Source organism: Streptomyces sp. AM6-12 (assembly GCF_044327085.1).
In the GTDB taxonomy this organism is placed as follows: domain Bacteria; phylum Actinomycetota; class Actinomycetes; order Streptomycetales; family Streptomycetaceae; genus Streptomyces.
Genome location: NZ_JBIQWN010000001.1, coordinates 6192131 through 6206544, shown reverse-complemented (window position 1 = coordinate 6206544; position 14414 = coordinate 6192131). Strand labels below are relative to the sequence as shown.

The 14414-nt window shown below is 71.8% G+C and carries 14 protein-coding genes; 9 read left to right on the top strand and 5 right to left on the bottom strand.

The annotated features are described in order from the left end of the window. Positions 1–92: 92 nt before the first annotated feature. The gene (locus ACE4Q9_RS28260) at positions 93–683 is read right to left on the bottom strand and encodes a Clp protease N-terminal domain-containing protein (protein ID WP_397987041.1); all 591 of its coding nucleotides are present in this window, start codon (positions 681–683) and stop codon (positions 93–95) included. A 461-nt stretch (positions 684–1144) separates the two neighbouring features. Next, positions 1145–1756 carry a PadR family transcriptional regulator gene (locus ACE4Q9_RS28255; RefSeq protein WP_397987040.1) on the bottom strand — a complete coding sequence of 204 codons (612 nt, stop codon included), beginning with the start codon at positions 1754–1756 and terminating at the stop codon, positions 1145–1147. A 435-nt stretch (positions 1757–2191) separates the two neighbouring features. On the opposite strand from ACE4Q9_RS28255, the gene ACE4Q9_RS28250 reads away from it, so the two are divergent. Both ACE4Q9_RS28250 and ACE4Q9_RS28245 read left to right on the top strand, forming a co-directional pair. After that, positions 2192–3163: a hypothetical protein gene (locus tag ACE4Q9_RS28250; protein ID WP_397987039.1), complete on the top strand. Its 972-nt coding sequence runs from the start codon at positions 2192–2194 to the stop codon at positions 3161–3163. 404 nt (positions 3164–3567) lie between these two features. Beyond that, positions 3568–4395 carry a PhzF family phenazine biosynthesis protein gene (locus ACE4Q9_RS28245; protein WP_397987038.1) on the top strand — a complete coding sequence of 276 codons (828 nt, stop codon included), beginning with the start codon at positions 3568–3570 and terminating at the stop codon, positions 4393–4395. A 13-nt stretch (positions 4396–4408) separates the two neighbouring features. Here ACE4Q9_RS28245 and ACE4Q9_RS28240 read toward each other — a convergent pair whose 3' ends face one another. Both ACE4Q9_RS28240 and ACE4Q9_RS28235 read right to left on the bottom strand, forming a co-directional pair. Further along, positions 4409–5200 carry a CPBP family intramembrane glutamic endopeptidase gene (locus ACE4Q9_RS28240; protein ID WP_397987036.1) on the bottom strand — a complete coding sequence of 264 codons (792 nt, stop codon included), beginning with the start codon at positions 5198–5200 and terminating at the stop codon, positions 4409–4411. A gap of 301 nt (positions 5201–5501) precedes the next feature. Next, a complete protein-coding gene (locus tag ACE4Q9_RS28235; protein WP_397987035.1) occupies positions 5502–7019 on the bottom strand; it encodes a glutamate--cysteine ligase in 1518 nt (505 codons plus the stop codon). Between the two features lie 567 nt (positions 7020–7586). Here ACE4Q9_RS28235 and ACE4Q9_RS28230 point away from each other — a divergent pair. The 6 genes from ACE4Q9_RS28230 (at position 7587) to ACE4Q9_RS28205 (ending at position 12842) form a co-directional block, all read left to right on the top strand. Continuing rightward, positions 7587–8174: a hypothetical protein gene (locus ACE4Q9_RS28230; RefSeq protein ID WP_397987034.1), complete on the top strand. Its 588-nt coding sequence runs from the start codon at positions 7587–7589 to the stop codon at positions 8172–8174. 219 nt (positions 8175–8393) lie between these two features. After that, positions 8394–8600, top strand: a complete 207-nt coding sequence (locus ACE4Q9_RS28225; RefSeq protein WP_397987351.1) for a DUF5999 family protein — start codon at positions 8394–8396, stop codon at positions 8598–8600. A 153-nt stretch (positions 8601–8753) separates the two neighbouring features. Next, positions 8754–9284 carry a universal stress protein gene (locus ACE4Q9_RS28220; RefSeq protein ID WP_397987033.1) on the top strand — a complete coding sequence of 177 codons (531 nt, stop codon included), beginning with the start codon at positions 8754–8756 and terminating at the stop codon, positions 9282–9284. 108 nt (positions 9285–9392) lie between these two features. Beyond that, positions 9393–9950, top strand: coding sequence for a hypothetical protein (locus ACE4Q9_RS28215; RefSeq protein WP_397987032.1), 558 nt, complete (start codon positions 9393–9395; stop codon positions 9948–9950). A 521-nt stretch (positions 9951–10471) separates the two neighbouring features. Continuing rightward, complete coding sequence (locus tag ACE4Q9_RS28210) at positions 10472–12430, top strand: amino acid transporter (protein ID WP_397987030.1); 1959 nt, start codon at positions 10472–10474, stop codon at positions 12428–12430. A 22-nt stretch (positions 12431–12452) separates the two neighbouring features. Beyond that, positions 12453–12842 (top strand): molybdopterin-binding protein, encoded by a 390-nt coding sequence (locus ACE4Q9_RS28205; RefSeq protein ID WP_397987029.1) that lies wholly within the window; start codon positions 12453–12455, stop codon positions 12840–12842. Positions 12843–12908: 66 nt separating this feature from the next. Here the strand turns inward: ACE4Q9_RS28205 and ACE4Q9_RS28200 are convergent, their stop codons facing one another. Beyond that, a complete protein-coding gene (locus tag ACE4Q9_RS28200; protein WP_397987028.1) occupies positions 12909–13376 on the bottom strand; it encodes a molybdopterin-dependent oxidoreductase in 468 nt (155 codons plus the stop codon). 206 nt (positions 13377–13582) lie between these two features. Here ACE4Q9_RS28200 and modA point away from each other — a divergent pair, with 206 nt between their 5' ends. Further along, complete coding sequence (modA, locus tag ACE4Q9_RS28195) at positions 13583–14398, top strand: molybdate ABC transporter substrate-binding protein (RefSeq protein ID WP_397987027.1); 816 nt, start codon at positions 13583–13585, stop codon at positions 14396–14398. Positions 14399–14414 lie beyond the last annotated feature (16 nt).

The window sequence follows — 14414 nt, the reverse complement described above, 5'->3', positions numbered from 1 at the left end:
CGCCGGGGCGGAGATCGACGGCGGACGGAGGCCCGCGGGGCGGGGTGGACGGCGGGCGGGGCTGCCCCCGGACCCGGGCCCGGGCCCGGCTCTCAGAAATCCGCGTCCTGCGCGAACTCCCCATGACCGCCCGCGCCGGGACCCCCGGAGCCGGTGGCCTCGATCCGGTCGGACAGCTCGCGCGCGTCGATGCCCGCGCGCTCCAGGACCTCGACGGCACGCGAGTCCGGGTCGGCGACGAGCGCGGCGAACAGATCGGTCGCGCCGGCCGTGTGCCCGCCGCGCCGCCGCGCCCGCTCTCGGGCACCGTGCAGGGCGGCGGCCGCCGCCGGGGACCAGTCGCCCGCGTCACCGGCGGCCGGACGGGGTACGACGGGGATGGCGCCCGAATCCTCGACGCTGCCCTGCCAGCGCAGGCCGTAGCCGATGCTGCGCTGCACCAGATAGCCGAGGAGCCGGGCGAGTTGGGGCGGGCCGCCGACGGCGGAGCGCACCTCGGGGTCCTGTTCGAGGAGCGAGTGCAGCAAGTGGGCGGTGTCGACCTGCCGGTCGCCGTCCCGTACGGCCCGGCGGCGGGCACCGGCGACCACCGTCGCGAGCTCGGCACCGAGCGCCGCGGCGTCCTGGCACGGGTGCGCCCCCGAGGACGCGGGGGCGGTCGGGCGGGCGGTACGGGATTGCACGACCCCACCCCATCAGCCGCAACCGGCCGAGTCATCCCCGAGCGGAACCATTTGGGCGTCCCGCGCAGAGTGGACATCGTCATCGGCGATCTCATCCTTGGGGAGGAGATTTCGGCCGTTCCGCCTCCGGGGGCGCGCGCCGGTTTGCACACCACCGGCCGGGCAACCGCCGTACGTCACCCAGGGCGTGGAAGGCGGGGGCGGCTGTCGGCTCGTGGCGCTGCGGGCGATCTACGGCAAGGAGTACGTGTACGGGTCTGCGCGCCGCGGGACGCGCTGCCGCCGACCTGTTCTGGCAGGCGTGGCACTGCCATGACGATCAGCGCCGTGCGCGCGCCCGTACGGAAGCCGGCGCTCTCATCCCCGTGGACGTCTCGCGGGTGGCGGAACGGGGAAGGTGCCCCGCGCTCTCGCGCCACGGGGCACCCCCTTGCCGTCTTCCCGCCTTACCGCTACGGCCCTCAATCCTCGTCGGCGAGGATGAGGTACAGCTTCTTGCGGGCCTCGTTGACGACGGCCAGCGCCTTCTCGCGCTGCTCCTTGGTCCCGGTCTTCCAGACCTGCCCGAAGGCTTCCATCAGGCCCATGCCGGCCTGCCGGACCTCGCCCAGCGCCTCCCAGTCGACCCCGCGCGAGGCCTCCTCCCAGGGCGCCTCCGGACCCTCTTCGGCGACACCGCGACCGCTGTCGGTGAGGGAGAACAGCTTCTTGCCGCCCTCGCTCTCGCTGACGATCAGGCCCTCGTCCTCCAGCATCTGGAGTGTGGGGTAGACCGAGCCGGGGCTGGGCTTCCACGCGCCGCCGCTGCGCTCGGCGATCTCCTGGATCATCTCGTAGCCGTGCATCGGGCGTTCCTTCAGCAGGGCCAGGATCGACGCCCGCACATCACCGCGCCGCGCCCGCCCCCTGGGACCGCCGCGCCCCCGATGCCCCCAGGGCCCGAACCCAGGGCCGAACCCCGGCCCACCCGGGCCACCGGGCCCGAACGGCCCGAACGCGGCGCGCCGCGCCTCGAACCCGCCCATGCCACGTCGGCCGTGACCCTCGTGCCGCTCGAATCCATGTCCACGCATGGTGATCACTCCATTCCATCGCTGCTCTGTCACATCTGCATCGCGTATCGTTCGCGATGCCTCAACGATATATCGGAACCGATCGCCTGCCAAGCCCCTTTCTGATGAGCGCGAGTGTGCTGTCTCATCGGGCTTGACCGGTCTCACCGAAGTTTGACGACCGTCCTCACGCTGTACCTCGACGCGGCGTCGACCGCGGGGTGGCAGCCGGAGGGGAGGCGGGTGGTGGAGATCGACGGTCGGTCCCCGCTGGAGGCGGCAGCCGCCGCTCGGGCCGGGGCTACCGGCCCGGCGGGCCCCGAAGAGCGATTCCGATGACTTCGGTGATCCTCGAACCTGCCCCGCGGGCACCGATCAAACTTCGTTGAGACTGGTCAAACTCCGTTGAGACGGGCCGGCGAGCACCTGACGAAGGTGCCCGGGGCGGTCGCGGCTATGATCCGCACCTTCGATGCGATGGAGGACCTGGTGGGGATATTTCGGCGCGGAGAGCGTCGTGACGGGGCGGACCTGCCGCGTGATCGGGAGTTCGCGTTTCTGTCCGAGGCGGAGGCTGCCCGGTTGCGTACGTTCGTCCGCGAGGCGTTCGCGGAGCGTGGCATCGAGGTGACGGTCGAACCAGGACGCGTGACCACGGACTCGGGTTGGCGCTTCGGCCTCTCCAACCTCGCGGCCGTATGCCACAAGGACGACCGCGGACCGCGGGGCTGGCGGAAGCTGGTGGACGAACACGTCGACCGGGTCATCCGCTCGATGGCCGGACCACAGGCTCTCAGGGTCCTGCCGCACGAACGGCTGCTGGCCCAGCTCTACCCCCGCTTCATTCCCAGCGATCCCGCGCTCCTCAAGGCCTTCGGTTACGGGCCCCGGTCGGTGCCGGATCTGCTGGAGGTGCTGGCGCTCGACCTCCCGGAAACCGTCGACATGCTGACCGCGGACTCCCTCTCCGACCTGGGCGAGATCACCGACCTCCGGGACCGCGCGATGCGGAACCTCCGGGCCGTCCGCGCCGACAAGCACAAGGTGGTCAGGGACAAGGACGGTTCCCGTTTCGACGTGCTGACGGGCGGCTCGTACTTCATCGCGAGCCTCGCCCTGGTCCTCGACGAGGTCGTACGCCGCTACACCAAGGACTCACCGGCGCCGCACGGAATCCTGGTCGCGCTGCCGCACCGGCATCAACTCGCCTTCCACGTCGTCGGCGACAGGGACGTGTTCCCCTCGCTCCACGCCATGGCTCGGTTCGCCGCGGCGGGATTCGAGGAGTCGCCGGGTGCGCTGAGCCGTTCGGTCTTCTGGTGGCACGGGGGCCGGTTCACCCGGCTCGCCACGCAGGACGACGCCGGCCTGCACATCGAACTCACCCAGGAAGCCATGGACTTGGCGGCACGTTTCGCGGACGGATGACCGAGCCTGGCTCACCGTGGTGCCGTGCGGTCGCTCCGCGATGCCGGCGGCAGACCACATCAACCGAGACGACGGAACTCCACGACAAGGCATCTCGCACGCGCGTGACTCCGGGCGCGCCTCGTCAGGCGGTGCCCGCCAGGCGGCGCATGATCGTCATGAGTTCATCGGGCGGGGAGACGTTCATGGTCCGGGTTCCCCGGTCGAACCGGCGGCTCACAGGCGGAGCGCCTCACCGATCGGATCACACTGCCCGGCGCCGCCCGAGCGCGGTGCGGCGGCGGGCAGGCACGGCCGGCTCCCTCCGTCTGGGCGGTTGGGCGCGATCACGTGGCTCGGAAAGCGGGCCAGCGCTCCGGAATTGGCCTTGGCCGGCCGGTCGGCGCAGCCGCTAGTTTCGGGGCATGCGGATTCGAATCGTGGACGCCTTCGCCGACCGGCCCTTCGCGGGCAACCCCGCCGGCGTGCTGCTGCTGGACGGCGACGCCTTCCCGGCCGACGGCTGGATGCAGAACGTCGCCATGGAGGTCAATCACGCCGAGACGGCGTTCGCGCACCGGCTGCCCGCGGGCGGCGACGCGGACTGGGCGCTGCGCTGGTTCACGCCGGTCACCGAGGTGGCCATGTGCGGGCACGCCACGCTGGCCACGGCGCAGGTGCTGCACACGACCGGCGCGCACGAGGGTCCCGTGCGGTTCGCCACCCGCAGCGGGGTGCTCGTGGCCACGCCCGCCGGGGACGGCGCGATCACCCTCGACTTCCCCACCGCGCCGCTCACCCCCGTCGCGGTGCCGGACGGCGTCGCCGAGGCGCTGGGCGCGGAGCCGGTCGCCGTCCTCGACACCGGGGCGAACGTCGGTGACCTGCTGGTGGAGTTGGCGGACGAGAAGACGGTCCGCGGTCTCACCCCCGACCACAAGGCGCTCGCCGCGTACTCCGCGCGCGGGATCATCGCCACCGCCCGCGCCGACGACCCGTCAGGGGGCTACGACTACCTCTCCCGCTGCTTCTTCCCGAACGTCGGCATCGACGAGGACCCCGTCACCGGCAGCGCCCACACCGCGCTCGCCCCGCACTGGTCCGCCCGCCTCGGCCGTACCGACCTCACCGGCCTCCAGGCATCCCCCCGCACCGGCCTGGTGCGGACGGCACTCCGCGGCGAGCGCACCCTGCTCACCGGCCGCGCGGTCACCGTCATCGAGGGCGAGCTGCACGCCGGCCCGGACGCATGACCCGCCGACCGCCTCAGGCCGTCGGCAGCCAGCCCACTTTGCCCGCGAGGAGCGCGTAGCCGACGAACGCGCCGATGTCGAGCAGCGAGTGGGCGACGACCAGCGGGCCGACCCGTCCCCAGCGGCGGTAGAGCCAGACGAACACCACGCCCATGGCCATGTTGCCGAGAAAGCCGCCGATGCCCTGGTAGAGGTGGTACGAGCCGCGCAGGACCGCGCTCGCGACCAGCGCGGTCCCCGGCGCCCAGCCCAACTGGCCCAGCCTGCGCAGCAGATAGCCGACGACGATGACCTCTTCGAGGACCGCGTTCTGCACCGCGGACAGGATCAGCACCGGGAACTTCCACCACACGTCGGGCAGCGCCTCGGGCACGACGGTGAGGTTGAAGCCGAGGCCCCGCGCGGCCAGGTAGAAGGCGATCCCGGTACTGCCGATCACCGCCGCGACCGCCGCGCCCCGGCCGAGGTCGGGCCAGGGCCGGGTGCGGTCGAAGCCGAGGGTGCGCAGGCTCCTGCCCTCGCGGAGCAGGAAGTGGGCGACCAGGGCGACCGGGACCAGGGCGGTGGCGATGCCGAACAGCTGCCAGGCGAGGTCGAGCCAGGGGCGGCCCGGCGCGGCGGAGGCGTTGAGGGTGGCGGCCTGGTCCTTGAGTCCGCCCGGCTTGGTCACTGAGCCGATGAAGCTGATCAGCGCGGAGACCCCGCTCGCGCCCAGCGACAGCGCGAGCACGAGGATCGTCTCGTCGCGCAGGATCCGCCGCGTCCGCTGTTCCAGCCCGCCCGCCGATCCGGCCTCCACCTTCACCCCTGCCTCCCACACCTCACGAGCGACTGCCGCATTGCCCGCAAGGATCGCAGAAGCACCTGGGAGAACCGCGCACCGGGCCACCCGGCCACCCGGCCACCCGGCCACCCGGCCACCCGGCCACCCGGCCACCCGGCCACCCGGGGACGGTACACCGCCCACCGCCCCTACTCGCCCGCCTCGAACCTCCCGCTCACGCCATCGACACCGCCAGCCACGCACCTCCCGCCCACGCCGTCGGCACCGCCCGCCGTGAACCGCCCGCTCGCCCCAACGGCACCGCCCGTCATGAAGGCCCCGCTCACGCCATCGCCACCGGCTCCGGCAACCCCACCGGCCACATGTGCACCGGCTCCCCCACATGCATCAGCTCGGCGTACCGCCGCGTCGTCGCGGCCAGTGCGGCCTGCCGGGACAGGCCCCCCTCCAGCGCCCGGTGGAAGGTCGCGGCCTGCCAGGACGCGCCGTTCATCCGGCGCCGGCAGCGCTCCTCGATGACGCCGAGGTACAGATCGCGGTCGGCCGCCTCGACGCCCCACGCGTCCAGCCCCGCCGAGGCCAGCGGCAGCAGCTCGTCGCGGACCAGGGTGACCGCGTCGACCTCGCCCGTGCCGCCGTACCGCCCGCGCCGGGGCCAGACGAAGCGGGCGTCGATGCCGTGGCGGCACGCCGCGTCGAAGTTGGCCTCGGCCGCGGCGAACGGCAGCCGGGTCCAGACCGGCCGGGACTCCTCGGCGAGGGCACGCACCAGGCCGTAGTAGAACGCCGCGTTGGCGATGACGTCGGTGATGGTGGGGCCGGCCGGCAGGACCCGGTTCTCCACCCGCAGGTGCGGTACGCCGTCCGCGATGCCGTACACCGGCCGGTTCCAGCGGTAGATGGTGCCGTTGTGCAGCACGAGTTCGGCGAGCTTCGGGGTGCCGCCGGCCGCGATGACCTCCAGCGGCTCCTCGTCGTCGCAGATCGGCAGCAGGGCCGGGAAGTAGCGCAGGTTCTCCTCGAACAGCTCGTACGCCGAGGAGACCCACCGCTCGCCGAACCAGGTGCGCGGCCGTACGCCCTGCGCCTGGAGTTCGGGCGGCCGGGTGTCGGTGGACTGGAGGAAGAGCGGTGGCCGCGACTCCCGCCACAGTTCGTGGCCGAACAGGAACGGGGAGTTCGCACCCACGGCGATCTGCGCGGCGCTCGCCGCCTGCGCCGCGTTCCACACGTCCGCGAACCGCCCCGGGGTCACCTGGAGGTGCAGCTGCACGGAGGTGCACGCGGCCTCCGGGACGATGGACTTGGCGGTGCAGACCAGGTGCTCCACGCCCTCGATGTCGAGCCGGAAGTCCTCCCCGCGCGCGGCCACGATCTGGTCGTTGAGCAGGGTGTAGCGGTCGACCTCGGAGAGGTTGGAGGAGACCAGGTCGTCCCGGCCGAGCGTGGGCAGGATGCCGGTCATCACGATGCCCGCGTCGACCTCCCCGGCCTTGCGGTCGGCATAGGCGAGCGAGGCCCGCAGCTCCTCGGCGAGGCGGTCGAAGACCCGGCCGCCGAGCCGGTGCGGCGCTATGTTCACCTCCAGGTTGAACATCGCGAGTTCCGTCTGGAAGTCACGGCTGGCGATACGCTCCAGCACTTGGCCGTTCAACATTTTCGGCATGCCGTCCGGACCGGCGAGATTCAATTCGATCTCGACGCCCATGAGGTTCCTGGGGCGGTCGAATCGCTTCTCGACCAGCAGCCGCTCCAGCCCCGTCAAGCACTTCTGGAGCTTTTCGCGATAGCGCTGGCGATCGGACAGGTCGAACTGCCCTGCCACGACCTTCTCCCCCATCGAAGTGTCCCTCCTCGGATGGGCGGTCCGCGTTCCGGCCGCCGGGGCTCCCAGAGTCAGGTGGAGTAATGCCCAGTGAAAGCGATCGATAACGTCCCGCGCCACCCGGACGCCCGCTACGCTGTCGGAATGTTCCCTGCGGCACATTCACGGGGCATGTCGCGAGCGCACCTACGGGTGCCCCGAACGCCTCGTGAAAAACGCCGATGACTTTCGGCCGTCCGCGAACGGAGCGTAAGGCGAGGTCGACGCGCCGTGACCGCCCGTAAACCGGGAGGATTTCCGCGAATCGGCGGCCTATTCCTGCCTTGTGGGACCCACGGCAATGGGTTAGATGAAACACCGCCTGAACACATGTCGTATAAACTTCGTCCACAAGGCGGGAGGGTGGCGCCCTCGGTCCGGGTCCTGCCGCATTCCTGCCGCTCTGGTTGACGGGCGGCGGAGCGCGCCGCACCCTCGTTCTCCACCGACCGGCCCCCACCTCTCCGCCTTTTGTGAGCAGACAGCGCCGTCCGCCCCACCCTCCCTCGCGCCCCGCGCCTGTCGAATGAGAGGCGACCCACCATGCCGCTTCACGTTGCCCCTGCCCCCGCGCCCGCCCTGCGCTCCGTCCTCACCGCCCTGAGCTCACCGACCGCGGTCCGTGAGGCCCGCACCCCCTCCCTGCGTGCCGCGCAGGGCCCCGTGACCCCCGAACTCCCTTTGCCCGTCCATGTGTTGGACCGGATCACGCCGCAGGGCCTGTCCGCCACCCGGCTGGCGGGCTGGCGCTTCCTGATCCGCTGCGGCGACCGGACGCCGGCCGCGGCCGAGACCATGCTCACCCCCGACGGCTGGGCCTTCTCGCACTTCTTCGAGGGCCCGTACGTCGCCTCCACCGAACTGGCCCTGAAGCAGGCCGAGTCGCTTCAACAGCCTTACCAGCCAAGGCTGTTGTCGGTGCCCGGCCTCTACATGCTCACCCTGTGGCTGCACGGCGACACCGCCGTCGACGGCGCCGAGGGACATCCCGCCGCCAGCGATCTGCTGGTGCCGCTCGCCCCGGCGCCGCCCGGCATCGCGGCGCACCTGCCGCACCCGGTGGCCGATCTGCTCCCGGTGCTGACCCTGCGGGCGACCCGGCTCCCCCTGCTCGGCTCGTCGGCCGCCTGACACACGGGCCCCGGACGGACTAGTCCACCTCGGCCAGGGCGAACCACCTGAAGGGACAGGGTAGTTGGGCTGAACCGTCCGCGCGGGTGACGCGTCCTCAACCTTGTGGGAAGCGGTGCCTCGAAATCCCTGCGGAACGACGCCCGTGGGGCAAGACTGGCTCCGAACGACTGCATGACGGGGGACGCCATGACCACGACAGAGCGAGAGATCCCATCCATGTGCCAGCACCAGCCACCCTGCCCGTCAGCCGAGTCCGCCGACCGGGAGTCCGCCCGCCTCGTGGCGCACCACCCGGAACAGGGATGGAGCCTGCTGTGCAACGGCGTCCTGTTCTTCGAGGACACCGGTGAGCTGCTGCCCGACGGCCGCGTCATCGTCCCGCACCGCCCGCTCGGCGCGGACCAGGTGGTGACCGCCGCCTGACCGCGGCGGCGCCGCGAGGACGGCGAGGACCGAAGGGGTCGGCCGCACCCACCCGGTGCGACCGGCCCCGACGCGTGTCCGGCTGGTCGTAGCCGCGCCGCGGGGGTGGGATGGAAGGAGACGGCGCGGGACACCGGTGAGGAACGGTGAGTCATGTCCGGTTACGACGCCCCGGCGGGCGCACGTGTGGTGGTCGGTGTGAGCGGCTCCCCCGGCAGCGTCACGGCCCTGCGGCGGGCGGGCGCGCTCGCCCGTCGGCTGGGAGCCGAGCTGTGGCCGGTGCTGGCCTGGGAGCCGCCGGGCGGCGAACCGGCCACCCGCCGCTCGCCCGCCGCGGGTGTGCCGGACGAGGAGTGGCAGCGGCTGGCCGGGGGCCGGCTGGTCGCGGTGCTCGCGGAGGTGTTCGGGGAGCGGGGGCCCGGCGTGCCGGTGCACGCCCTCGTCGTGCGCGGCAGTCCGGGCCGGGCGCTGGTGACGCTCGCGGACCGCGAGGACGATCTGCTGGTCGTCGGCACCGGCCGGCGCGGTCTGCCGCGGGCCTTCTGCGGCCGGGTCCGCCGCTACTGCCTCGCCCACGCCGACTGCCCGGTCCTCGCCGTACCGCCGTCCCCGCTGGAGTCCCAGTTGCTCGCCGTCCACCGGCGCAACGCCTGGCACCTGCCCCTGGACACCCGGGGGCTGTGATCTCCGCCGCAGCGAGCGCGTAGGAGCCCCGTCAAGAACCGGGCCGGGCGCGTCAGGGCGCCGTCAAGCGTCGCGCCGCCCCCGCCCCGACTGATTACCGTCGATGTCATGGAGCACAGCGACGACACCCGCCCCCGGCTGACGAGCCCACGGCCGCCGGCCGCCCTGCCCACCGCGTACGACCGCGAGTGGGCGGGCGAGGTGCGTACCGCCGCGCGCTGCGCCGCCGCGCTGTTCGCGCTGCTGCTGTGCATCGACGGCGCGGCCGGCTCCCTCACCTGGGCGCGGGGCCTGCTGTGGTGCGCCCTGGCCCTGCTCCTGTTCCTCGTCCTGTATCCGGCCAGGGTGTCGGCCGGTGACGGCTGGCTGGCCAGCAGGCGGCTGCTGCGCACCCGCCGGGTGCGTACCGATCTGCTGGTCGCCGTCCGCCCGCTGGACGGCATCACACGGCGCCTGGTGCTGCGCGACCTCCTGGGGAACCGGGTGGAGATCGACCCGGAGGTGCTGGTGCGCAACCCCGCCCTGTGGCACCGGCTCGACGACGGCGCCCGTCACGCCCTGGCCGGCGGCACCCTGCGCTGCGGCACCACCGCCCTCGACCAGCTCGCCCACCGGCTCGACCGCGAGACGGCCCTGGCGGTCTTCCGGGCATCCGGACTGGAGTGAGGGCGCCGGACGGCACCGCGCACCGCGACCACGGCCCGGACCACACCACGCACAGTGACCACGGCCCAGGCGGCCCTCCGAACAGTGACCGCAGCCCCATCGGCCCCACGCACAGCAACCACGGGCCAGGCAGCCCGCCGAACAGTGACCGCAGCCACGCACAGCGACCGTGGCCCGGTCGGCCCCACGCACAGCGACCACGGTTCGCCCGGCCCCACGAACGCCACGCCCCGCACGGCCCGCGCGCAGCGACCAGGCCCCCGACGGCACCACGCACGATGACGCTCGGTGGCCGCCGATTCCCCGGAGGTGCACCCCGCCACTCGTTCGGCCCAGCTCCCGGCCACCCGCTCCTGCCTCAGCCTCTTGATGCGGCCCTGACCGCGGCCCGCCATTCTTAACGCAAGATTGACGCCTCCCCGCCCCCGATCCGGAGGCCCAGGCGTCACGCTCTGCATACGCTGGTGCCGCCGTCCGTGTGATGGCTGAAAAGAGCTGAGCCCCACATCAGGAGCGCCCCGATGGCCACGACCGAACACCCTCCCAGTACCAGTCGCCTGCGCGCCTGGATGCTGGAGGGCCTGTCCGACATGGGCAAGAGCGGTGGCCACACCGGGCCGCACGCCCAGCCGGAGCCCCCGCACAAGGGGCAGCGCTGGTGGCGGGTGATGTGCCTGACGGGTGTCGACTACTTCTCCACCCTCGGCTATCAGCCGGGCATCGCCGCGCTCGCGGCCGGTCTGGTCTCCCCCATCGCGACCATCGTGCTCGTGATCGTCACCCTGGCGGGCGCGCTGCCGGTCTACCGGCGGGTGGCCGAGGAGAGCCCGCACGGCGAGGGCTCCATCGCGATGCTGGAGCGGCTGCTGTCCTTCTGGAAGGGCAAGCTGTTCGTGCTGACCCTGCTCGGGTTCGCGGCCACCGACTTCCTGATCACCATCACCCTGTCCGCCGCCGACGCCTCCACCCACCTGGTGGAGAACCCGCATCTGACGAGCGCCCTCCAGGGCAAGCAGATGCTGATCACGCTGCTGCTCGTGGCGCTGCTCGGCGCGGTGTTCCTCAAGGGCTTCCTGGAGGCGATCGGCGTCGCGTTCGCCCTGGTGGGCGTGTATCTGGCGCTCAACATGGTCGTCGTGATCGTCGGTCTGTACCACGTCATCACCGCCGAGCACGTGGTCACCGACTGGACCAACGCGCTGACCGTGCAGCACGGGAACGTCTTCGTGATGATCGGCGTGGCCCTGATCGTCTTCCCGAAGCTCGCCCTCGGTCTGTCCGGGTTCGAGACGGGCGTCGCCGTCATGCCGCACGTCAAGGGCGACGCGGGCGACACCGAGGAGCACCCGACCGGACGCATCCGGGACACCAAGAAGCTGCTGACGACCGCCGCCGTCATCATGAGCTGCTTCCTGATCACCAGTAGCTTCATCACCACCCTGCTGATCCCGGAGAAGGACTTCCAGCCGGGCGGTCCGGCCAACGGTCGTGCCCTCGCCTACCTCGCGCACCAGTACCTCGGCGGCGCGTTCGGCACGGTCTACGACGTCTCGACCATCGCCATCCTGTGGTTCGCCGGCGCCTCCGCCATGGCAGGCCTGCTCAATCTGATGCCGCGCTATCTGCCCCGCTACGGCATGGCCCCGCACTGGGCGCGCGCGGTGCGCCCGATGGTCATCGTCTTCACGCTGGTCGCGTTCCTGGTGACCTGGATCTTCGACGCCAACGTGGACAAGCAGGGCGGCGCCTACGCCACGGGTGTGCTGGTACTGATCAGCTCCGCGGCGATCGCGGTGACCATCGCGGCGCGCAAGGCGGGCCAGCGCCACTGGACGATCGGCTTCGCCGTGATCTCGGTGGTGTTCCTGTACACCACGGTCGTCAACGTCATCGAGCGTCCCGACGGTGTGAAGATCGGTGCCTGCTTCATCGTCGGCATCATCCTGGTCTCGCTGCTGTCCCGGCTGGCCCGCGCCTTCGAGCTGCGTGTGACCAGCGTGACGCTCGATCCGCTGGCGGAACGTTTCATCAGGGACATGGCCAGCCGCAAGATGCGGTTCATCGCCAACGAGCCCGGCCACCGGGACAAGGCCGAGTACCGCGACAAGATCGAGCAGATCCGCGCCGACAACGACATGCCGGAGCAGGAGGACTTCGTCTTCGTCGAGGTCACGGTCACCGACCCGTCCGAGTTCGAGGCGGGCCTGACCGTGCGCGGCGAGGTCCTGCACGGGCGCTACCGGGTGCTGACGCTGGAGTCGGCGTCCATCCCGAACGCCCTGGCCGCGCTGCTGCTGCACGTCCGCGATGTCACCGGCTGCACCCCGCACATCTACTTCGAGTGGACCGAGGGCAGCCCGTTCGCCAACTTCCTGCGCTTCTTCCTGTTCGGCCAGGGCGAGGTCGCGCCGGTCACCCGCGAGGTGCTGCGCGAGGCGGAGCCGAACCGGGACCGCAGGCCGCGTGTGCACACGGGCTGAGCGGCGCCCTATCGTTTCCGGCATGCAGTCCTACACGATCGGCCAGGCGGCGCGGCTGCTCGGCGTCAGCCCCGACACCGCCCGCCGCTGGGCCGACGCGGGCCGGGTGGCCACCCATCGCGACGAGGCGGGACGGCGGCTGATCGACGGCCGGGACCTGGCCGCGTTCTCCGTCGAACTGGCCAAGGGCGGCGAGGAGGAGACCTCCTACACCTCCGTGCGCAACGCCTTCCCCGGCATCGTCACCGCCATCAAGCTCGGCGACGTCGCCGCCCAGGTGGAGATCCAGGCGGGCCCGCACCGGCTGGTGTCCCTGCTGACCCGCGAGGCGGTCGAGGAACTCGGCCTGGAGGTCGGGGTGGAGGCCACGGCACGGGTGAAGTCGACAAACGTCCATATCGACCGGGTCTGACCGCTCCGGCCCCTCCTCGGCCCCCGTGACACCCGCTCGACCCCTCCTCGGCCCCCGTGACGCCCCTCAGGGAACCGCCGCCACCTCCACCGGCGCGCACCGGTACCCCCCGTCCACCCGGATCGCCGTGATCCCGCTGATGTGCCGGGCCCCGCAGCGGTCCTGGGGCAGGACCAGTTGGGGGCCGGTCGCGTCCAGCGGGGTGTCGTCGATGCTGACGCCCAGCAGGACGGGCGCGTCGGCGAAGTCCGGGTCGATCTCGGCCCAGGACAGCAGCGCGTGGTGGCCGTCGGTGCCGGTGACGCCGATCAGGAAGCGCAGCCGGTCCTTGCGGCGGACCGGGTCGAAGCCGGGGCCGACGTCGGCGAGGACGTCGTACAGCCGCGGCCCCGTGAAGCGGTGGTGCTGCATGCCGCTGGTCGCGCACTCGAAGCTGACGGCCACCCGGTGCTGTGGCCAGCGCAGCAGATCCGGCACGGTGAGCCGGGAAGGACGTACGAGATCTCCGCTCAGGGCGAGTCGGGCGAGCGTCACCTGCGACCACCTCCGGCAGGACGGTACCCGCGGCGGAGCACCGTACAAACGCACATGCCAGCCACACCGCGCAGGATCCCAGCTCATGCGATGCGACAAGGGACTTACAGCTGGCAGATGCGGCAGTATCATCGCGGGACGGCAGGTTCGTACGGCCGTACCAGGGCGCGACAGTCGTTTTGCACAACGCGAGGAGCAGAACCGTGATGACCCCTTCCGTGCGCCGGACCCGGCGGATGCTTCAGCTGGCCGGCGTGGGAGCCGCCGCCCTGTTGACCCTCAGCGCCTGCTCCTCGTCCTCCGGGTCGTCGAAGCCGGCGTCGGACACCTCGGGTTCCCCCAAGCTGTCCGGCACGGTCACCGTGTTCGCCGCCGCCTCGCTCCAGGAGAGCTTCACCGCCCTCGGCAAGGAGTTCGAGAAGCAGCATCCGGGCACCAAGGTCACCTTCAGTTTCGGCGGCAGCGACACCCTCGCCGCGAGCATCACCGGCGGTGCCCCGGCCGATGTCTTCGCCGCCGCCAGCCCCAAGACCATGGCGACCGTGACGGACGCCAAGGACGCGGCCGGTGCCCCGGTCACCTTCGTCCGCAACCAGCTGGAGATCGCCACCCTGCCCGGCAACCCCGACAAGGTCGCCTCTCTGAAGGACCTCACCAAGCCCGGTCTGAAGGTCGTCCTGTGCGACAAGACCGTGCCGTGCGGCGCCGCCGCGCAGAAGGCGCTCACCGCCAGCCACCTCAAGCTCACCCCGGTCTCCGACGAGCAGGACGTCAAGAGCGCCCTGAACAAGGTCGAGCTGAAGGAGGCGGACGCGGCGGTGGTGTACAAGACCGATGTGCACGCCGCGGGTGACAAGGTGGAGGGCGTGGAGTTCCCCGAGTCCGCCACGGCCATCAACGACTACCCGATCGCCCTGCTGAAGAACGCCAAGAACGCCGGGACGGCCAAGGCGTTCATCGCCCTCGTCCGGTCCGCCGAGGGCCAGAAGGTGCTGGGCGAGGCCGGGTTCCTCAAGCCGTGACCTCACCCGATGAGCC

What these genes read in the sequence shown, in the direction of transcription:
- ACE4Q9_RS28230 (WP_397987034.1), top strand. Translation starts at nt 7,587, where the DNA reads ATGCCGCTTCACGTTGCCCCTGCCCCCGCGCCCGCCCTGCGCTCCGTC.
- modA (WP_397987027.1), top strand. Translation starts at nt 13,583, where the DNA reads ATGACCCCTTCCGTGCGCCGGACCCGGCGGATGCTTCAGCTGGCCGGC.
- ACE4Q9_RS28250 (WP_397987039.1), top strand. Translation starts at nt 2,192, where the DNA reads ATGATCCGCACCTTCGATGCGATGGAGGACCTGGTGGGGATATTTCGG.
- ACE4Q9_RS28215 (WP_397987032.1), top strand. Translation starts at nt 9,393, where the DNA reads ATGGAGCACAGCGACGACACCCGCCCCCGGCTGACGAGCCCACGGCCG.
- ACE4Q9_RS28245 (WP_397987038.1), top strand. Translation starts at nt 3,568, where the DNA reads ATGCGGATTCGAATCGTGGACGCCTTCGCCGACCGGCCCTTCGCGGGC.
- ACE4Q9_RS28225 (WP_397987351.1), top strand. Translation starts at nt 8,394, where the DNA reads ATGTGCCAGCACCAGCCACCCTGCCCGTCAGCCGAGTCCGCCGACCGG.
- ACE4Q9_RS28255 (WP_397987040.1), bottom strand. Translation starts at nt 1,756, where the DNA reads ATGCGTGGACATGGATTCGAGCGGCACGAGGGTCACGGCCGACGTGGC.
- ACE4Q9_RS28220 (WP_397987033.1), top strand. Translation starts at nt 8,754, where the DNA reads ATGTCCGGTTACGACGCCCCGGCGGGCGCACGTGTGGTGGTCGGTGTG.
- ACE4Q9_RS28210 (WP_397987030.1), top strand. Translation starts at nt 10,472, where the DNA reads ATGGCCACGACCGAACACCCTCCCAGTACCAGTCGCCTGCGCGCCTGG.
- ACE4Q9_RS28205 (WP_397987029.1), top strand. Translation starts at nt 12,453, where the DNA reads ATGCAGTCCTACACGATCGGCCAGGCGGCGCGGCTGCTCGGCGTCAGC.
- ACE4Q9_RS28235 (WP_397987035.1), bottom strand. Translation starts at nt 7,019, where the DNA reads ATGGGGGAGAAGGTCGTGGCAGGGCAGTTCGACCTGTCCGATCGCCAG.